Source organism: Dyella sp. AD56 (genome assembly GCF_002878475.1).
Taxonomy (GTDB): Bacteria; Pseudomonadota; Gammaproteobacteria; order Xanthomonadales; family Rhodanobacteraceae; genus Dyella.
The window spans coordinates 85,595-105,450 of sequence record NZ_NRDP01000020.1 but is presented as its reverse complement, the minus strand read 5'-3'; the positions used below and the strand labels follow the sequence as shown (position 1 = coordinate 105,450).

Genomic DNA, 19,856 nt, shown 5'->3' with positions numbered 1-19,856 from the left:
TACGCACTGGATCATCCGCCCAGAAGTCGCCAGACTGCGAACCCAGCGTCCCACTGGTTGGACGATGCGGGTGAGGCCATGCTCGATCTCAACGACTTCTTCTTGTTCGTGCAGGTGGTCGACCGCGGGGGCATCACGTCGGCCGGCAGGACGCTACGCATGCCCAAGTCAACGATCAGCCACCGCATGCAAGCGCTGGAAGCCCATCTGGGGGTACGACTCCTCAACCGGACGTCACGGCATTTTGGCGTGACTGACGCCGGCCAAGACTTCTACCGACACGCCGTCTCCATGCTTCGCGAAGCCGAGCTAGCTGAAAGCGTGATCCGGCAACGCCTGGGGGAACCGAGCGGAACCATTCGATGCACGGCGGGCGTCGCAACCATGCAGTTCGCGCTCGCAGAGGCCATTGCAGGTTTCTTGGTGCAATTCCCCAAGGTCAGCATTGAGGCGCACGCGCTGGATCGCACCGTCGATATTGTCAGTGAAAATTTTGACCTGGCTATCCGCGCGCATTCAGGCCCCCTCCCCGACTCCAATCTCGTGCAACGCACCTTGCGCCGGCGCCTTGGTATCTTTTCGCGGGCACGGAATACCTCGCATTACGCGGGGAACCATCTACACCCCAAGACCTTCAGGATTTTCCGTCGCTCTATATGCTGCGGACCGGTGTCGCGCCCATGTGGCGTCTTCGGCACAGTGGCCAACAGAGGGATGAAGTGGTGATACCGCTGGCGCCCAGGCTCTGGGGCAACGATATGGTTGGCCTCCAGCAAGCGGCCATCCAAGGGCTGGGTGTCGTCGCCCTTCCAGGATATGTCTGTCGAAAGGCCGTGCACTCGGGTGCGTTGCGGCGCGTGTTGCTCGACTGGATCGCCGGTGATTCCACTATCACGGCCCTGCTGCCTTATCGCCAAGGCCTACTACCGTCCGTGCGCGCATTTATCGACCATCTCTCGGCGGAGCTGCCGAAAGCCGTGTTGATGTAGATCGTCCAACCGATTGGACGCTTTGTCTAAGACGAGGCGTCTTATCGGCCGGCAGTACATTCCGTAACGTGGGCCCACGACCTGAGTCAGGCTGGAGCCCAACGATGGCTGAGATATCGGCCTACCCGTTCAAACCCCGTGAGCGCCTGAGCATGTTGGGCGAGCTTGGCCTGTATTCGGATGAAGGCGAGTGGTTAAGGAAAGCAATGGCTTCTGGATTCGACGCCATTTGGCGAGCCTTTAAAGGGCGTGGATAGTGTGCAGCCACCCCCATTCAACACGAACTCAAGCGCCCGCCACTCGCCTGGGTCCCGTCGTAGAGGGATGTCATCGCACCGTTGGAGACTCCTTCTCAGCTCGCCATTTCTCTGAAGAGATGTTTGGTGGCCGCATGGATCCACTTCTCATGGTGGACGACTTTGTCATGACCGGCCCTACTTTCGCACCACACCTCCATGCCGGCATATCGGTGGTGACCGTTCTATTCGAGGATTCGGTAGGCGAGTTTCTCAGTCGCGACACCTTGGGCTTGGACGTCGAATTGCGAGCCGGTGATTTATATTGGCTCGCGGCAGCCAGCGGCGCCGCGCACGAAGAGACGCCAGGTGAAGGTGCACGAATTCACGCACTCCAGATCTTCGTCAACCTGCCAAATCGACTGAAGACCCAGCCCGCCAGGGCGATTCATGTGCGAGCCGATGACGTCATCACCGTGAAGGGACCCAAGCATCGCGTTCGGGACTTATTGGCGCAAAGTAACGAGATACGTGGCACGGGTGGCATGCCAGACGAGATAGTGATGCTGGACGGAATCTTGGAGAGCGGCGGCATTTTCGACCACAAGCTCAGCGATGACCTGCAGGCGTGGATCTATGTCGTATCAGGGGCACTGTGTGTACGCTGCGAGGATAACAAGCGCGCCCTTTGTGCTGGCAGAGCCACGACGATAGGCGTGGGATCGGCAACCCAAATCGCGCTGGAGGCCAACGAAGGTGCACATTTTGTACTAGTGGCCGCAAAACCCATCAGCGAACCGCTCTTCAACGCATGATCATTGGCAATGAAGCATGTGGAAGAAGCCCGGCAAGTAAGCGCCCCTAATAGAGAGTCGATCCTGGAGCCATCCAGTAAGAAGCCTGTTTTCTGTACAGAAGGATTCTCCAGCGGGCCATCTAACTCTTCACCGTTCCTTGCCGGTAACGACTCTTATCTATCCTCAAAGAACGGATCTTCGACTCCAGCGTGGAGCGTGGAATGCCCAACCGTGCCGCCGCGCCTCCGTGCCCGAACACCCGCCCACCGCATTCACGCAGCGCATCTTCAATGATCACCTTCTCGTGAGTGGCGAGCGTGGTGGGCAACACGATTCGACTGTCAAATTTGGGGCTTGTCGACAGCCAACTATCATCAATCGTGAATTCTTCGGAATCACAGACGATGGCGGATCTCTCGATGACGTTCTGTAGTTCGCGAACGTTTCCCGGCCAAGGGTAGGACTTCAGGCGATCGAGCGTCCGCCTGTTGATATGCCGGAATGCCTTGCCCATCTTCCGGGCATAGCGATCAATGAAGTACTCCACGAGCAACGGAATATCATCTGCCCGCTCCCGCAATGGGGGAACCTCGACAGGAAAAACGTTCAGGCGATAGAAGAGATCTCTCCGGAAGAATCCATCAGCGACAGCCTCTTCCAAATCCCGATTCGTCGCCGTAATAACGCGGACATCGACCTGGATAGTTTCCCCGCCACCTACTCGCTCGAACTCCCGCTCCTGCAGCATTCTCAGCAGCGAAGCCTGCGTTTCAGGCGAAAGCTCTCCAACTTCATCCAGGAAAATCGTTCCGCCATCAGCGAGCTCAAAACGGCCAAGGCGTCGCTGCAGGGCGCCCGTGAACGCCCCCTTCTCATGGCCAAACAATTCCGAGGCCACCAGTTCGCGCGGAATGGCTGCACAGTTCACAGCCACGAATGCCCTCGACGAGCGCCGCGATTGTCGATGAATCGCGCGAGCCACGAGCTCCTTGCCGGTCCCGGTCTCGCCTGTGATCAGAACGGTCGAATCGCTCGCAGCCACCTTGGAAACGCGTCCAAGTACGTCGGCCAACGCCCGTGACGTACCGACAATCTCTTCGAACATGGAGGTCTTTTCGATTTCCTCGCGAAGCGCGACATTTTCATGCTGAAGTCGCTCCTCCGCCTTCTTGCGTTCGTCGATATCGGTGCATGCGATGTACCAGCGGTGCAAATGGCCTTGATCATCTCGGACGGGACTGAAACGCGCGAGGAACCAACGATAGTAACCGTCGGTGTTCGGCAGGCGTACTTCTATTTCGGCAGCGGATTCATCCAAAAGCCGTTCGGCGAAGAAAGTGGCTTGCCGTTCGCGATCGTCAGGGTGGATCTGGGCCCCCAGCGTTCCGCGCAACCACTCATCCAAGCTGATGCCAACATAGGAAAGCGCCATGCGGTTTGCGTAAAGTCGCTCACCTCCAGGGCCCAATACCGCCACGAGCTGGGGCGTGAGATCCACAATCTGCCTGAACTCCTCTTCGCTCTTCCGGAGTTCCTGCATCAACAGCTCCTGCTCTGTTACATCTATTCCTGTCCCCACGAATCCACGCCCAGCGACACCATCGCTCACCGGCACGCCAACGCAACGTATGAAGCGAATGCCCCCATCCGGGCGGACAACTCGCTTCATAAAGTCGAAGGCCTTTTGCTCGGCCAGCACTTTTTCAATGTGATTCGCTACAAAACCCTGATCTTCGGGGTGCACGAGCCCCATGTATTCCGAAATGCTCGGCGCCTTTCCTCCAGGCTCAAGTCCGTAGATCTGGAATAGGCCAGAGGACCAGTACTGAAAGCCCGTCTCGTTGAATGCCCAGCTGCCCGATCGCCCAAGTCGCTGACCTTCCGCGAGATAGAACTCGGCCTGCTTGCGCTCTTCGATATTGATGTTGATACCGATCCATCCCTGAATCGCCCCAGTCGCGCTCATAAGCGGTTCGGCGCGACTGAGAAACCAGCGGTATCCGCCTTCGGCACTGCGCACTCGGAAAGTCACTTCACCGGCGATGCCGGAGTCGATGCACGCCGACCATGCTTTGCGTGTCTCGTCGTGATCATCGGGGTGAAGTAATGCGATATGCGAGTCCCACGCTGCGCCTCTCACCTTGCCGAACCGTAGCGGATCGTCATTCGCGAGACCCAGGTAGTTTGCGCATCGCTCGTTCACGAATACCAGCGCACCTGATGGGTCTGTGTACCACGTGTGCGCCGGAATCAGATTCAGGGTGGCTTGAAGCGATTCCTGGGTAGAAGCATTCATAGGACGCCTGCCGGAGACTCGCATGTGTTGTTCAGCATATCGCCATTGGCGATATCTCGCCATGCATATGGCCGATGAACGTGCATGGATTCAGTGGCTTAGATGTTGGCCTGGTGGTTGCTTTGCCAGCACCAGGAGGTGACTCGTGTTCAAGATGCTGCGCATCGCAAACGGCGACATCGTATGGGTTGTGATCGGCCAACTTCAGGCCGACGACGTGGGCGAGTTGTCGGCACTGCTCGCCGTGGAGGCGACTGATCAAGCGGTTGTGCTGGACCTGAAAGATTTGATTCTCGCCGACCGCCGGGTGGTCTGCTTTCTTCGGGATTGCGAGCGTCAAGGGATCGAGCTTCGCCATTGTCCAGGCTACATTCGATCCTGGATTGGACGAGAACTCGATTCCGACCCATAGCTGAGTTCAGGCCGCATATCTATTTCGTTGTGCTCACTCCTATCCCGGCTGCGAGATCAGGAAGTGGTGACAAGGATGAGCTCCGCATCCTCCTCGGCCGTGATCGTGAGGCTGGCCTCGTCGGTCGCGGCAATGCCATCATCGAGGACAACACGCTCCCCATTGACGAAGACCGCACCCTTGGCTGGCGCGAGATAGGCATGGCGGTGGGCGCCAAGGCGATGCGTGAGCGTCGTCCCCGCCAGCAGCGTGGCGCCCATAACCCGTGCGTCGGCGCGTATCTGCAGTGCATCCACGTCCCAGGGATCACCGCTGGCCAACGTCACTAGTTGGCCAGCGCGATCAGTTTTGGGGAAGCGCCTGCTCTCCCAGCGTGGTGTTCCTCCACGCTGCCCTGGAAGCAGCCATATCTGAAACAGCTTCAATGGGACCTCGCCACGATTGCGTTCAGAGTGACTGATTCCCGTCCCGGCACTCATAACCTGCACGTCACCCTCAACGGTATAGCCGACGTTGCCGGCACTGTCTTCATGCGTGACGGCACCTTGGCGAACGTAGGTGATGATCTCCATGTCGGCATGCGAGTGACGGCCGAACCCTGTACCCGGAGCGATCTCGTCGTCGTTCCAGACCACGAGTGCACCCAGTGGTCGGTTGGCGAGATTGCCATTCGCCGCAACGACGAAGTGGTGACGAGCATTAAGCCATCCGTGATGGCCGCCATCCAGCGTCTCTCTTGGCCTGAGTTGCAGCATTGCCATCTCCTGACATCGAGCAGCGTGATTGCTCGTTTCAGGATAGTTATGGCGCTGAGCCCTCTGCCCGACTAGACAGTGGATCATGGACAGGCCGTCCTGTCCGGTGAACGCCGCTCCATATCCATGGAATGTGTAATGCCACGCCGGATTCCAAGGCGACGCCGGCACAGCGCTTCGTCGGATGCCGCACTCGCCGTCGTACTAGGTTCGCAGAGGTTGAGCTCTCCCCTTCCCGGTCGCGATACGCTCCGCAACCCGCGGGAACAGCTTCAGCGCGTTGTCGCTAAGGACCGCACGGCTCTCGCTGCTGTTCAACTCCACGCTTGTCTCGACCTCATGACGGCAGGCGACAGCCAGATCCCGACGAAGATAAGGATAGTCAGAGCCGAATAGCACCTGGCTCATGCCGACTATGGATCGGAGCGCCGGCAGGATCGGTGGCCGCCAGGACACCGCCGTGTCCCAATAGAGCCGGCGAAATGTATCCGCCGCCGTTCCGCGCTCGTCTCCGCCAGGAATCACATTCATCTCGTCGACAACGGAAAAGCGCGCCGCCAGATAGGGAGTGGTGCCGCCAGCATGCGAAATGATGTACTTCACGTTGGGGTGCGCGCGAAAGTATGGCCATAGTGCATTTGAGCCACCGCTCGCGTCGTATCGGCAGTGAAATCGATCAAGGTATCCGGCAGCCCAAGGTTGTGGGCAGAGGCGTCCGGCGAGGCGTTTGGATGGATGAAAACGACCGCCTTGCGCCTTTCCAACTCGTCGAACAAGGGGCGAAATCGCGCGTCGCCAAGATAGATGCCGCGTACGTTAGAGAAAAGGACAACGCCATCCAACTGGAGCACATCCAGGCCGTACTCCAGTTCGCGCAAGGCGCCGTCGACATCAGGCAAAGGAAGTGCCGCATATCCACCGAAGCGATCGGGACGCTCCTGGATCAGTCCAGCCGACAGTTCATTGACCCGGCGGGCCAGATCGCGGGCGGCGGCATCGTCACCCATGTGAACGCCCGGCGTGCTGATAGAGGTAATCGCAACATCGATCCCCGCGTCGTCCATAAAAGACAGCGCGGACTCCTTCGACCAGGGTGCGGGCGCAATACCGCCGACAGGACTATGCGCATCATTGGTCGCGCGATAGAAGATGTCGGGCAGCATGTGTTGGTGGACGTCAATCGTGAAAGACATGGTTATCGTCCGTTATCAGGTGGCGGCCTTGATGAATCCAGCAGCGCGACCGCCGATCATGAAGGCTGGCGCATTGGTCGGGCCCGAGATGATCGAAGGCATGACAGACGCGTCCGCCACGCGCAGGCCGCGAATGCCGTGAACACGAAGTTCGCTATCCACCACAGCATCGGCGTCGGTGCCGATTTTGGCGGTGCCCACCGCGTGACCGAAGCTCGCCGCACCCGTCCGCGCAAGATCGATCAAGTCCTGCCGGCTCTTGGCCTTCGGTCCAGGCACAACCTCGGCCTCCCGAACACCGTCGAGCGCCGCCTTGCTGCCAAGTTCTCGCGCTACTTCAATGGCCCGAACGATCGCGGCCATGTCCCGATCAGTGCCCAGATGATTGCACTCGATGATCGGAGCATCGCGCCAATCCGCGCTGCCGAGCCGTACCTGGCCACGACTGGTCGGCTGGATAAGTGCGGGGGCGATCGTAAAACCCTCTTTCGGCGGCGCGCCGAAGCGCGCTGCGGCCTCCGGCGTAGCTATCGGTAGTTGCTCCAGTACAAGGTTGATGTCGGTCGAATGACTATCGACACCACTGGATAAGTACACCTCCGCCTCGACCGCATTACTGTCCGCGGGGCGATCCGGCATCTTGCCCTTGTACTGATAAACGATGCCGGACACGATCACGTGGTCCTGCAGGTTCTGGCCCACGCCGCGAAGATTGGCGACGGGCTTGATGCCAATCTTCTGCAACTGCGTCGCGTCACCGATGCCAGACAGCAAGAGAAGCCGGGCGCTATGGATCGTACCGCCCGCCAGGATCACTTCGCGGTTGGCCCTGACTTTCCGAGCACCATCGGCGCCAACGATTTCAACGCCCGTCGCACGATCACCGTCGAAAATGACTTTGGTGACATTGGTATTCAGCAGCAGCGTCAGGTTCGGACGATCGAGATTCGGCCGCAGGAAAGCGCGCGCGGAACTCACGCGAGTGCCATCAGCCGCGATGTTCATGTTGATATAGCCAGCCCCAGGGCGCATCGGGCCGTTCGGATCGTCGATGACGGGAAAACCCATCTGGTGAGCAGCTTCGATAAAGGCAGGCGCTGTCGGATGGGGATCGCCTGGCTTGCGAATGTGGACGGGGCCGCCGACACCGCGCCACTCATTGGCACCGCCCTCCCAATCCTCCTGCGCCTTGTATGTCGGCAGGACGTCCTTGAAACCCCATCCCTTCGCACCGTTCCGTTCCCACGAGTCGTAATCACGTTCCAGGCCACGCGACCACACCATCGCATTGATCGAGCTACCGCCACCCAGAACGCGTCCAAGCGCCATGTTGAATTTGCGGTTGTTCAGCTGTGCAACGGGCGCGATCGGCAGATGCCAATCCATCTGGCCGCCAATGTTGTAGAACCATATGCTTGGATTGCTGATCGTGGGAGCTGTATCAGCGCCACCCGATTCGACGACCAACACCTTGGCACCGGTCTTTGACAACTCACCGGCAATGATCGCACCGGACGCGCCAGCACCCACCACTATGTAGTCGTATGCGCCCTCGATCTTTGCCTGGTTCGTTGTTTGATTGTCGCCAGCGGCGAATGCTTGTCCCACCATCGTGGTCGAGAGCCAAGCCCCAAGGCCGGCGGCACTGACGGCGGCCAAGAAGCGGCGCCTACTCATCTGCCCGCTCGACACACTATCCAGAAGGGTCTGCATCACTTTGTTGTCTTGGCTCATCTCGGGTCCTCCAACTTGGCGGTCGGGCGTGGGATCACGTGCCACAAGAATTCAGATCGGGTATTGCCGCTGCCCGCTATGCGAGTTGATCCAGATGACATCCTGGAATTCTTTCAGACTGTCCGGGCCCGTCCGTCCCCAACCGCTGTCACGCACGCCACCCATCGGCGCATGAATCTCGTCGTTGACGGTGGGTGAGTTGACATTGACGATGCCAGCCAGAATCTTTGGCGCCATTTCGAACGCGCGATAGGTGTCGCCTGCGAGGATGGATGAGGTAAGCCCGTACAACGTACGATTCGCCGCCTCGATGGCCTGCTCAGGCGTGTCCACGACCTCTACCACAACGACCGGACCAAAGGTCTCTTCATTCGCCACGGTGGCGTCAAGCGGTACATTGCTGAGAATGGTCGGCTGATAGATCTGGCCCTCGAAGACGCCGCCTGTATGCAGCGTGGCACCCTTGGCAACGGCCTCTTTGACGCGGTCATCGCACAGCTTGACCGCAGCGGGCGTGATCAATGGACCGATGACGGTCTTGTGATCCTGAGGATCGCCGGATGGCAACGTCTTGGTGCGCGCGACGAACTTCTCGAGGAACTCGTCGGCAATCTTGCGCTGCACGATGATGCGGCGGGTATTGAGGCAGATTTGCCCTTGGTGGAAAAAAGAACCGAACGTCGCCGTGCGGACGGCATAGTCCACATCCACGTCGTCGAGAATGATCATTGGGTTGTAGCCACCCAGCTCCATCGTTGTGCGCTTGAGCGTTTCGCCGGCACGTTTGGCGAGCATCTTGGCCGTCTTCACGCCACCAATAAGATTGATGACACGCACATCCTGACTTTCAAAGAAGACATCGGCGATATCACCGGCAGCACCCGGCGCATGGGTCACCACGTTGATGACACCCGGCGGAAAACCAGCCTCCTCCACAATCTGCGCCAGGATGATGCCCGCGGAGATTGGAGCAAGTTCAGATGGCTTCACCACGACCGTATTGCCGGCGGCGACCGGTGAAAGAACGGCTCGCCACGACAAAATATTGGCGCCGTTCCACGGCGTAAAGCTCGCCACTACGCCCAGGGGCCGTCGCACTCCGATGGAGTGACTGCCGGGCATATTGGTTTCCAGCACCTCGCCTTTCGGCAAGTACATCCACCCCACCACCTGCTCAATGGTGGCGGCAACGAGGTCCTGCTGGAACGTGGCGAAGGAAATAGTGCTGCCGGTTTCAACGGCCAGGATCTCCGCAATCTCGGCGCGGCGACGCTTCACGATCTCAGCCGCCTTGAAAAACAACTTCGCGCGCTCCGCCGGCGTGGTTTGCGACCATGAAGGGAAAGCCTTTGCAGCCGCATCAACCGCTAGCTTTGCTTCGGCCCGTCCACCCGCGGCGACGCGTGCATAAAGCCCCCGATCGTAAGGACGAAAGACGTCGAACAGCTTGTTGTTCTCAGCGGAACGCCATTCTCCACCAGCGAAGTATCGATATTCCTTGACGCCATTCGCTTCGTTTACGCCACGCGGTAGTGCGGACATCTCATTTCTCCTCAAAGAAGGTGAGCGCAAGATGGTTATCGTTCCATCGCCACCGAAGTCCCATGAGTTCAACATGCTCAAGGAATGACCGGCCGGTGCCGTGTCAGGATTCGATCACCACGTTTGGAATGTCAGTTATCGGCGCTCTCTTGTTCGACCGGGACGACGCGGGGACTTCGTCATCCTTCCAGTCCAGACCGATGTAATCACGCAGATCCGTCTGCGTCTTTCCCATGCTTGCGGTTGTTTTGACCGGTTTTGCGTATGCGACAGGCCGGCACTAAATCCGCAGACTTCATCCAGCTAGGGTACGGCTTGCGAAAGTCGAAGGGTTACGGAGGAGCCCTGCGCTCGATTGCGCACATCGATCTCCTTGTAGCCATTCAGATGAAGCCAGGTGTAGCGGCCCCAGTGAATCTGGATGCCCGCCCCCAGGCCGACGGTTCGCTCCAGGGAGTGCGGGATAGGAGCGCCGTCTATCTTGTCGTCGGTCAGCTGTTGCAACCAATAACCATTGAAGCCAACACGCACACGGCTGGTTACCGCGTACGACGCCGAGTAGTTCATGTGAAATGCCTGACCCGGCTGCACCGAATTGGCGCCCAATCCCTCGAACGGCTCATGGTTGGTGGAATTCCAGAGATAGTGCAGCCGCGCGCTCACCTCCCACTTGTCGCGCTCGTAAGTGAGCGCGTAGTAGGGGTTGACGACAATCAGGTTATTGCCAACATTGACCGGCTGTCGGTCACTGTATTGACCGACGGGAACACCTACATCCCATACGAAGCGACCAACAAACACGCCGCCTGCAAACTCTTTGGGTTCCCATTGCACCCCGACACCCACCGTTGGGTCCGCGAGGCCACGGACCTTTGATGACGGGCCACCGCCCGCCCGTACATCGAGATCCACCCAGGGTTGTAAGACTTCAAATGCCAACCAGCCACCGAGAACGCGCCGCTGGCTGACGTAAACAATGTGGGTGGTGGTGCTGAATACGGTGAGCCTATTGCGGCCAGGAACGGTATTTCCCTGGTAATCCTTGAGCTTGTCGGCATCGTAGTAGTCGGGAAACTCTTGGAGAAACCATCCCTGGCTGCCGAAGCCATCTTCAAAGTTCGTCAGTCCCAGATTCACTGTTGGAAGTTGCACTTGCGCAGCGCAGAGGCCAGGAAGGCCCATGTCACCCAAGGCTGCCGCAAGCAGCAGGCACGCGAACGCTGACATGCGCATGGGCAGTCACCGCGCCTTGGCGAAGCTGTCGACCGCAAGCAGGCGAAGCAGGCTCGATTCATCCACTTTGGTCGCGCATAGGCTGGCGTCCTTCGCGTCAATCTTCACATCGCTCTCCATACCATCCAGGGGAACAAGGGGCTGCAACTCCTACGATTCCGCATTCGCTTGCAGCTTCTCGGCAAGGAACCTACTGATGTCTTGCAGCACCTGGGCTGCCGCTTTCAGTCGACCGATGCTTCCGATGAAGCCATGCGGAAGCCCTTCCCACACAACAACCTTCGCATCCACGCCGGCAACCATGGCGCGCCCGACATATCGAAGCGAATCGTCCAACAGCACCTCATCGTCGCCGACATGGATACGTATCGGAGGTAGACCAGAGAATCGCCCCAGAAGCGGCGATGCCAACGGATGCTTTGCATCGGCTCCGCGCAGATAGGAATGCACCAGCTCTTCCACTTGCGCTCGAGTGAAAAGCGGGTCGGCGTCCGCTCGCGTGACGTAAGTCGTCCCGGAAAACGTCAAGTCAGTGATCGGTGAAAGCACGGCGGCGCCGACGAGAGTCGCTCTGATGGTGGCGGCCTGGCCGATCACACGCGACGCAAGCACCAAGGCCAGATTGCCTCCGGCAGAATCTCCCGTGAGGGCAATCCGATGAACACCGCTCTCGACGAGCGCCAGGTAGCAGGCAAGTGCATCCTGCGGAGCGGCTGGAAATGGATGTTCGGGTGCCAGGCGGTAGTCTGGAATGAACGCCCTCGCCCGCACCGTCGCGGCTACATGACCCACCAGATGGCGATAGGCTTTGGCGGATCCGAAGTTGAACCAACCACCATGCAGATGGACGATCGCCTCGTCGGATGTCCAATCCTCGGGAAGAACCCAGAGTCCCGGTATGCCGCCGACGACGCCTGTCTCGAATGTCACGTCGTCGCGCGGTGATACGCCTTCCATCAGGGCATCGAACTGTCCGCGCGCCTCGATGCCTTGTCGCACTCCTTTGTTGGCCAGCATCATGGCGCGCATGGTCGAAGCAAATGCTGCGTCCATAGGATCAAGCGGATGCACCGCGACGAACTCTTCGAATGTGCGCTTTTCAGCCGATCCGGACATGCCGATTCCTCTCTGGATCGATGTGGGATGGCCTCCACCGGGCCGAACCCGCCGGCATCAGCCGTGCAGCTTCTTGGCGACTTCCGCGACCTTGCGGCCCTGGTAGCGCGCTCCCATCAATTCATTGGCGGACGGCGCTCGCGAGCCATCACCGCCGGCAATCGTCGTGGCACCGTAGGGAGAACCGCCCGTGATTTCGTCCAGGGTCATCTGACCGGCATGACCGTAATCAAGGCCGACAACCACCATGCCGAAGTGCAGCAGGTTGGTGATGATCGAGAACAGCGTCGTTTCCTGTCCGCCATGTTGTGTGGCCGTGGACGTAAACGCCCCACCCACCTTTCCGTGCAAGGCGCCACGCATCCAGAGGCCGCCGGCCTGATCCAGGAAGCTGGCCATCTGCGACGACAAGCGTCCGAACCGCGTGCCCGCGCCGATGATGATGGCATCGTAGTCGGCAAGGTCCTCGACCTTGGCGATGGGCGCTGCTTGATCCAATTTGAAGTGCACGTTACGTGCCACTTCATCAGGCACCAGCTCAGGGACGCGCTTGATGTCAACCTGCGCACCGCCCTCCCGCGCGCCTTCGGCAACGGCCGTAGCCATAGCCTCGACATGGCCATAGGACGAGTAATAAAGCACAAGAACTTTTGCCATGATGTTCTCCTCTGAATATCGAGTCACGGCGACCCATCTCTCAAGGCCACCATTGATGTAGAGCTTGACGACACAGCTTGGGCCTTCAGCGGCGATCGGCGGATCAGTGCCTGAGGGCGGCTCCGAGATTCATGAGCACACCCAGTTGCCCCAGAAGAATGGGAACCGCGACGTAGCAATGAAACGAGGCGATCCTTCCGTTCTCAATATGGAAGACGTCGCAACATGGCGTATGTATTTCCTTTCCCGTCGCGGGAATCGTTCCCGCAGGCATGGCCAGATCGCCCTTGTGTGTTCCGTTCAATGAAAGCTCCACCACCACAACGTTGTGATCGAAGTAGAAGCTGTCCAGCTCCCTATGCATGTCAGGGAAAGCGGCGGCATAGACGTCGACTGTCAGGCCGATGTCGTCGCCGTAGTATTTTTTTCCGCCTGCAACGTCATAGAAGTAGCCACCATCAGAGAACAATGAAACGAACATCTGCGTGTCTTTGGTGGATGCCTCGGCAAGCTGATATAGCCGGCGAATCAATTGCTCGTTACGGTCTTGACCTGTCGCTTTGGCGCTCATTTTCCCTCCTGCCGAAGTGTTCGACGGTGCAGAGAATGAAAGGGTCGCGACATGGACAGTGACACGGTGTTGCCGCTCTGTCTTTCCCACGCTTGCGTCGGTTTTTACCGCGCTTGCTCGATCAGGCGCATTTACCTATGCCCGGGTGCATAGGAGGCACAGAGTCCCATGTGAGCCGGCTTCGCCTGCTAACGCCGACGGCGCTGATACTCGCCCGGCGTCATGCCGGTGGCTCGATGAAACGCACGTGTGAAGCTGGCCTGCGAGGAGAACTGCGCATTGAGCGCTATTTCCGTGAGCGAAAGGTTGCCTGCAGCCAATTGCGCCATCGCGTTCTCCAGCCGCATTCGGCTTATGTAGCGATGTCGTGATACACCCATGGCGAGTGCAAATTTCCGTGCAAAGTGAAAGATGCTGTAACCCGCGATTCCCGCCAGGTCTGCGAGCGTAATGTCTCCCTCAATGTTCGCCGCGATGTAGTCGAGGACACGGCGCAAACGAATATGATCGAGGCTATGTACGGAAGTGTCCGTGGGGGCGCACACGCCACTATCGCAGTATTTCTGAAGGAGCCGGGCTCCGAGCGTCAGGGAGGCGGCCTCAACGTACATCCGGCCAGCGGTCGTCTGGTGAGTCAGCTCGGAGAGGATGGAACCCCCGACGTGCTCAATCACCTCATCCCTGATGCCCGCGGCGTAGTGAATCGAATGGGCCGGCGCAACGGGAAGATTGAAATCGTCCTGCAGTCGCGTGAACAGCGCCGTAGGCAGATACAGATGCATGGTTTGGGGGATGGGCGCGGTGATCGCGATCTCCTTACCCAGTCCGGCGGGACTCAACCAGATGGCGCCCGTTCTTGGCATCGCCTCTTCGTAGATCCCCGCCCCTGTTCGCCTTACCAGGGCATCTTTGTTGCCATCGACAACCAGGCAGATCTCCACGTGCTGCGGAACGATCCCAGGCGTTTCACACACTCCATGGGATCGAAGCTCCACGGATATCGTCGGCCAGCCAAGTTCGACCGATGAAGCCAGTAGTGCTGACGTCGGAGGGTACTTTCTTACTCCGTACGTTTGTAGCGGCATGAAACACTCCCGATCAGCAGGCTGACGGTCATGCGACGCAATTTACGAGCCAACGATATTTCATTGAATACAAAGCATTTTTACGCTGAATACATTGGCGATATTTCATCAATGGCGAAATTCTGTACAACACACCACGGAGGGTCAAGGGTCAACCGATCCGATATTGCCCGCCGTCTACCACCATGGCCTGCCCGGTCATAAAGGCCGCATCGTCGCTAGTCAGGAACAGCACGGCGCCAGTGATGTCTTCGGGTTCGCCCAATCGCTTGATCGCCTGCTGCTCCCAGGTCGAGCGCTTTTGCTCTTCGGATTGCGAAGCGGTGGCCAACGTATTCAACAGCCCAGGCAGCAGCGCGTTAGCGGTGATGCCGTCACCTGCGACGTCGTTGGCCAAGCCCCGCATGAATCCGATGATGGCCATCTTTGACGCGATGTAGTGACTCATGCCGGGTATGGCCAGACCAACCATGTTCGACGAGATACCAACAAAGCGCCCCCACTTCCTCTTTCTCATCGCTGGAAGAAAGTACTTCACGCTCAGGAAGTGCGAGTCCAGATTCGTGGCCATCGTCTTTCGCCACGTTGCTAGATCCAGCTCATCGATAAGCCGATTGGGGAAGTAGCCGGCATTGTTCACGACAATATCGACGTCCCCGATGTCTTGGCTCTGCAGGAGTACCGAGCGCCAGTCCTCTTCCTGCGTCACATCGAGCGGCAAAGCAAAAGCGTTCGCTCCGATCTTGCTGACCGTTGCCTCTGGGGCGGCGAGATCGGTGGCGATCACTCGTGCGCCCCGTTTGGCCAAAGCCAGTGCAATGGCCTGCCCAATGCCCTGCCCCGCACCGGTTACCAGTGCGGTCCGACCTTCGTGGGTGCTCACCGAACTGTTCATGACCTACTCCTGCACAGGGGATTCATGGATAAGGCTGTGCAGCGTCAATGGCCCGCCGAACTGTTGCAGCAAGCCGCCTTCGTCAAGACTTCCCAACGTGATGGGATAGAAGCCAAGCGAGGTGACGAGCGATGCGATCTTCTCGTTGGCATCCGCGTGATCGCCCGAAACGAAGAGGGTGCGGCTGCCCTTGCTCTGTCGCGGCTCATCGCCGAGTACGGCTGCCGGCAGCGTGTTGAACGCCTTAACAACCTTGGCGCCCTTGAACTGCGCCGACAGCACCTGGCTGGAAGGCCGCCCACCAAGGTCCATGGGCTTGAACGCGGGAAACTCGATCGCATTGGTGGCATCCACCACGATCTTGCCGGACCAATCATTGCGCAGTTGGGCGACATCACCCGCCGCACCGAAGGGGACGGCGAGGATGATCACCTCGGCACTCAGCGCGTCGGAGATTTCCGCTGCGCTTACAGTGGGGTCGAAGGCTTGCAGTTCGCTTTTCAGCGAGGACGGTCCGCGGCGATTGGCAACGACTGCCTTGATCTTGCTGTGGGAAAACCGTTTGGCAAGGGCGCCGCCGATGGCGCCCGATCCGATGATGGCGTAGCTCATGAGATGTCTCCTGAAGGACTGTTGTCGAAAGGGATGGAATATCAGCGCGACTTGCTGTCGAGACTGATCGGGCCTGCGCCGTTGACCGTGAGCAGCAGGAAGGCGCCGGCGATCGACAGGTTCTTCATGAACATGATCATCTGCGTCTGATCGGCAAAATTGGCGTGGAACAGGAAGCCGGTCAGCAGAGTGAAGCCCGCCATCAGGAACGAGACAACGCGGGTTTGCCAGCCGAGGATGATGGCCAGGGATCCCAGGACCTCGGTAGCGATCACCAGCGGAAGCATGCCGCCCGGCACCCCCATGGAAGCCATGTAGCCCGCGGTGGCGGCGTATGCGGTGATCTTTCCAACGCCCGATAGCAGGAACAGGCCCGCGATCAGCACGCGGCCGGCCAGTTCTGCGACGTTCTTGAGGGTGAGCTTCGACGTGACTTGTTCGCGGTCGATGGACGAGGCGTAACTAACGGTTTCGGCTTTGGTATTCATGATGGATGCTCTCTTTGGAATGGATGGGTCACTCAAGGAATGGAAACAAACCGTGCTTACTTCAGACGACCTGCTGCGCGCAGCAGGCCACCGATACGTGCGATCTCCGCCTCGCCTTCGACGAGTGCACGAGCGTTGGTGTGGACGGAGTACTTGCCCAACATGAGTGGATGGGGATGCTTTACGGCGGCGCCGAGCACAAAGGACAGGTCATCTTTCGCGACGATTTCGATCGGCTGTTCGACTTCTTCAAAGATGGCCAGGTCGCCCGCATTGAGGCCATTGGGGATAGTGGTCGCCCCCTTATGCAGGGCTATCCACGCCACCGTCTCGTTCGTGTTCGGCTGAAAGTGCCAGCGCTCGCCGGCCTTCAGACGCACATGCAAATAGGTGATGCCAGCGGGTCCACGAATGGGGCTATTTGCCCCTTGGTAGTGTCCAAGCAGTACGCGTGCGGGCCCGACGACTGGCACCTCTTCCGGTGCGATGTTCTGGCTTTCCGGAGTGCCCGTTTCCTGATCCGGTGGCAACGCGACCCAAAGCTGGAAGAATTCCACGGGTGTGTTGCCGAGGACATGGCCGTCATGCCAAACACCACCGGCTGCCCTCATCCACTCCAACCCGCCCGTTCGTACTTCACCCTGCTTGCCGGTGGTGTCTTCGTAGGCGACGCTGCCGGAAAGCACGGCTGTCAGCGTGGCAATGCCCGAATGCGGATGGATGCCGAACATCGGAACATCAGACGGCGGCAGTACGCCAGCATCCAGAAAGACAAACGGCTTGATCCACTCGCCAAGATCAGAGGGGCTGACCAGGCGAATGATCGGGCCATGGTGATAGCCATTGGTAACCGTGCGAATTTTGCGGGAGGTGGCCGTCAGGCGCGCGGTCGGCTCAGGCTGCAACAGGGTGGAAGCAACAGCGTTCATGGGGGCGTCCTCGGTGATGATGGCAAAAGACTAGGTCTTGCCCATGCATCCGAATAGCCTATATATTTCGATGACATCTATCGTTATGGACGATATATGCTCGACGCCGTCACGCTGGACCAGCTCCGCACCTTCATTGCTGCCGCGGAAGAAGGAAGCTTCTCTGCCGCCGGCCGCAAGCTGCGACGCGCGCAATCGGTAGTGAGCCAGACGCTGCTCAATCTGGAAGCGCAGCTGGGCGTCACCCTGTTCGATCGAAGCGAACGCTATCCCAAGCTCACGGAAGCAGGCGTGGCGCTATTGGTCGAGGCGCACAGCGTGGCCAATCAAATGGACGGCTTTAAGGCACGCGCTCGCTCGATGAAAGAAGGCCTGGAGCCCGAGCTTTCAGTAGCTATCGATGTGATGTATCCCATGGAAGGACTTACTCGCGCCGCTGGCCATTGCCGCGAGTTCTTTCCAAATACACCTCTGCGCATCTACGTCGAGGCGCTGGGCGGCGTAATTAAGCCTGTGCTGGACGGCGCGTGCCGCATCGGCATCGTAGGTTCGCTACCCGCCATACCCGACGAGCTCGCTTCGGAACCGCTGATCGACCTTCCCATGGTCACCGTAGTGGCGCCGTCACACCCGCTTGCCGCGCATAAAGGCGCGATCAGCAGCAAGTACTTCGAGAAACAGGTGCAGCTGGTGTTGACCGATCGCACGTCGCTGTCCGAGGGAAGAACCTTCGGCGTCGTTTCGCCACTTACGTGGCGCCTTGCCGACCTTGGCGCAAAGCACGCTTTTCTCTGTGCAGGTTTAGGCTGGGGGCACATGCCCGAGCATATGGTCGAGAAGGAGCTCGATACGGGAGCGCTGGTGAAGATCAAAATCCAGGGACTGCCACGTGAGGTGTTCCTCCCCATGCACGTGGTTTATCGCAAGGACGCGCTTCCCGGTCCGGCCGGACGCGCCTTTGTCTCGCAGTTGCGCTTTCGATGATGCATCAAACGACGCCGGCCTAAGCCACTTCGCATCCAAAACCATGCACACAACCGTCGTCTGGGCTGAGCTGTGACAACCGTGGCCGCGCGATCAGCAAAACCTGACTCGGTCACCAACACGCCTCAGGGGGTCATGCTTGCTGCAAGGGGCGAGTACGATTCATCCGCTCCAGGAGCGAAGCGGCGCCGATAGTCAGACGGCGTCAAGCCAGTGAATCTCCGAAATTGCCGGCGGAAACTTTCAACGTCCTCGTACCCGATGGCCGCAGCAATATCGCCGATGCTAGAGCGCGTAAATTCCAGCAATTCGCGCGCTCGCGATATGCGCAACCTTTGCTGGTATTCCAGCGGTTTCATGCCGGTCGCCTTGGTGAATCGCCGAAGGAAAGTCCTTGGCTCCATGCATGCGTGTGCTGCCAGTTCCGCTACCGATATGACGCGCTCCCTCTGGCCGGCCAGCCATTCCTGCGCTCTTACTATCGCGCTGTCGCCATGCTTGAGCATGGGATCGAAATCGCTATAGAAGCGTTGCTCTCGGCCAGGTGGATCGATGTTCATGTAGCGGGCCGTATCCATCATGACGCGGGGCCCAAGCAGTCGCTCCACCAGACGCAGGCCAAGATCCGCCCAGGCCAGAACGCCGCCCGCCGTAAGTACGTCGCCATAGTCGATGACCATGTGATCCGTCTCGACCAGGACATCGGGAAACTCCCGCGAGAACTGGTCACGCAACGCCCAGTGTGTCGTCGCTTGCCGCCCTGTCAGCAGACCTGTTCTGGCGAGGATGAAAACACCACCGCAGACAGCAGCGATGACCACGCCCCTCGCGTGCATCGCTCGAAGCCAGGCTATCAGCACTTCATCTTTTGAGGCATCAAGGGTGGCCTGCAGATTTCCAGGAAGGACCAAAACGGCCAGGTCGTGATCATCCCCTGCGCCGCTGTCGTACGTGCAAGTCACGCTAGACTGGCCGGGCTCGCGCTGCCATTGGGTGATGCGCACAGCGGGCAAAGCGCCCTGCCCGTGGCGTCTCCCCGCCATCTCGCCAGCGTAGGTGAAAAGCTCGGCCAAGCCGTGCAATCCGGTGGCCGATGTGCCGGCATCACGCACAATTCCAATCTCTATGTGAGATCTGCTTGCACTGACCGTTTTTACCGGCCTTTTTGTCTGAATCAGCCGTTGTTGGCTACGTCTGTCGAGCATACGCTTCATTTCTCCAAAGACGATCTGGTCCACGGAAAAAAGCCATCTGCGCATCAGCGGCATGTACCCGCCCAGCGTCTCGCCATTCAAGCGGCACCCAAGAGCTGCCGCTTGCCACCGGATGGAG

Annotated in this window: 17 protein-coding genes and 3 pseudogenes; 5 read left to right on the top strand and 15 right to left on the bottom strand. The window is 59.1% G+C overall.

Going from position 1 to position 19,856, the window contains the following annotated elements:
* Positions 1-78: 78 nt before the first annotated feature.
* From DyAD56_RS24515 to DyAD56_RS13735, 3 genes and pseudogenes are all read left to right on the top strand, one after another.
* Positions 79-549: pseudogene (locus tag DyAD56_RS24515) on the top strand (LysR family transcriptional regulator); the annotation flags it as partial.
* A gap of 32 nt (positions 550-581) precedes the next feature.
* Positions 582-989 (top strand): annotated as a pseudogene (locus tag DyAD56_RS24310) (LysR substrate-binding domain-containing protein); the annotation flags it as partial.
* A 376-nt stretch (positions 990-1,365) separates the two neighbouring features.
* The gene (locus DyAD56_RS13735) at positions 1,366-2,040 is read left to right on the top strand and encodes a pirin family protein (protein ID WP_102303327.1); all 675 of its coding nucleotides are present in this window, start codon (positions 1,366-1,368) and stop codon (positions 2,038-2,040) included.
* 121 nt (positions 2,041-2,161) lie between these two features.
* Here DyAD56_RS13735 and DyAD56_RS13730 read toward each other — a convergent pair whose 3' ends face one another.
* On the bottom strand, positions 2,162-4,318 hold the full coding sequence (locus DyAD56_RS13730; RefSeq protein WP_158241347.1) for a sigma 54-interacting transcriptional regulator: 2,157 nt from the start codon (positions 4,316-4,318) through the stop codon (positions 2,162-2,164).
* Between the two features lie 145 nt (positions 4,319-4,463).
* Here DyAD56_RS13730 and DyAD56_RS13725 point away from each other — a divergent pair, with 145 nt between their 5' ends.
* Positions 4,464-4,730 carry a hypothetical protein gene (locus tag DyAD56_RS13725; protein WP_102303325.1) on the top strand — a complete coding sequence of 89 codons (267 nt, stop codon included), beginning with the start codon at positions 4,464-4,466 and terminating at the stop codon, positions 4,728-4,730.
* 56 nt (positions 4,731-4,786) lie between these two features.
* Here the strand turns inward: DyAD56_RS13725 and DyAD56_RS13720 are convergent, their stop codons facing one another.
* The 13 genes and pseudogenes from DyAD56_RS13720 to DyAD56_RS13655 form a co-directional block, all read right to left on the bottom strand.
* Positions 4,787-5,485, bottom strand: a complete 699-nt coding sequence (locus DyAD56_RS13720) for a pirin family protein (RefSeq protein WP_102303324.1) — start codon at positions 5,483-5,485, stop codon at positions 4,787-4,789.
* A gap of 204 nt (positions 5,486-5,689) precedes the next feature.
* Positions 5,690-6,648, bottom strand: a pseudogene (locus tag DyAD56_RS24305) (amidohydrolase family protein).
* A gap of 45 nt (positions 6,649-6,693) precedes the next feature.
* On the bottom strand, positions 6,694-8,412 hold the full coding sequence (locus tag DyAD56_RS13705; RefSeq protein WP_102303321.1) for a GMC family oxidoreductase N-terminal domain-containing protein: 1,719 nt from the start codon (positions 8,410-8,412) through the stop codon (positions 6,694-6,696).
* Between the two features lie 51 nt (positions 8,413-8,463).
* Complete coding sequence (locus DyAD56_RS13700) at positions 8,464-9,954, bottom strand: aldehyde dehydrogenase family protein (RefSeq protein WP_102303320.1); 1,491 nt, start codon at positions 9,952-9,954, stop codon at positions 8,464-8,466.
* A 303-nt stretch (positions 9,955-10,257) separates the two neighbouring features.
* Complete coding sequence (locus DyAD56_RS13695) at positions 10,258-11,187, bottom strand: transporter (RefSeq protein WP_102303319.1); 930 nt, start codon at positions 11,185-11,187, stop codon at positions 10,258-10,260.
* 150 nt (positions 11,188-11,337) lie between these two features.
* Positions 11,338-12,303 carry an alpha/beta hydrolase gene (locus DyAD56_RS13690; protein WP_102303318.1) on the bottom strand — a complete coding sequence of 322 codons (966 nt, stop codon included), beginning with the start codon at positions 12,301-12,303 and terminating at the stop codon, positions 11,338-11,340.
* A gap of 57 nt (positions 12,304-12,360) precedes the next feature.
* Positions 12,361-12,960, bottom strand: a complete 600-nt coding sequence (gene wrbA / locus DyAD56_RS13685; RefSeq protein WP_102303317.1) for an NAD(P)H:quinone oxidoreductase — start codon at positions 12,958-12,960, stop codon at positions 12,361-12,363.
* Positions 12,961-13,063: 103 nt separating this feature from the next.
* Positions 13,064-13,531, bottom strand: a complete 468-nt coding sequence (locus tag DyAD56_RS13680) for a nuclear transport factor 2 family protein (protein ID WP_102303316.1) — start codon at positions 13,529-13,531, stop codon at positions 13,064-13,066.
* Between the two features lie 188 nt (positions 13,532-13,719).
* The gene (locus DyAD56_RS13675; protein WP_102303315.1) at positions 13,720-14,616 is read right to left on the bottom strand and encodes an AraC family transcriptional regulator; all 897 of its coding nucleotides are present in this window, start codon (positions 14,614-14,616) and stop codon (positions 13,720-13,722) included.
* Between the two features lie 151 nt (positions 14,617-14,767).
* Positions 14,768-15,511: an SDR family NAD(P)-dependent oxidoreductase gene (locus DyAD56_RS13670; RefSeq protein ID WP_102303314.1), complete on the bottom strand. Its 744-nt coding sequence runs from the start codon at positions 15,509-15,511 to the stop codon at positions 14,768-14,770.
* A gap of 3 nt (positions 15,512-15,514) precedes the next feature.
* Complete coding sequence (locus DyAD56_RS13665; protein WP_102303313.1) at positions 15,515-16,123, bottom strand: NADPH-dependent F420 reductase; 609 nt, start codon at positions 16,121-16,123, stop codon at positions 15,515-15,517.
* A gap of 41 nt (positions 16,124-16,164) precedes the next feature.
* Positions 16,165-16,611, bottom strand: coding sequence for a DoxX family protein (locus DyAD56_RS13660; protein WP_102303312.1), 447 nt, complete (start codon positions 16,609-16,611; stop codon positions 16,165-16,167).
* 56 nt (positions 16,612-16,667) lie between these two features.
* A complete protein-coding gene (locus DyAD56_RS13655) occupies positions 16,668-17,540 on the bottom strand; it encodes a pirin family protein (RefSeq protein WP_102303311.1) in 873 nt (290 codons plus the stop codon).
* A gap of 96 nt (positions 17,541-17,636) precedes the next feature.
* Here DyAD56_RS13655 and DyAD56_RS13650 point away from each other — a divergent pair, with 96 nt between their 5' ends.
* Positions 17,637-18,524 (top strand): LysR family transcriptional regulator, encoded by an 888-nt coding sequence (locus DyAD56_RS13650; RefSeq protein ID WP_102303310.1) that lies wholly within the window; start codon positions 17,637-17,639, stop codon positions 18,522-18,524.
* A gap of 125 nt (positions 18,525-18,649) precedes the next feature.
* Here the strand turns inward: DyAD56_RS13650 and DyAD56_RS13645 are convergent, their stop codons facing one another.
* A complete protein-coding gene (locus DyAD56_RS13645) occupies positions 18,650-19,819 on the bottom strand; it encodes a helix-turn-helix domain-containing protein (protein ID WP_146010510.1) in 1,170 nt (389 codons plus the stop codon).
* Positions 19,820-19,856: the final 37 nt, after the last annotated feature.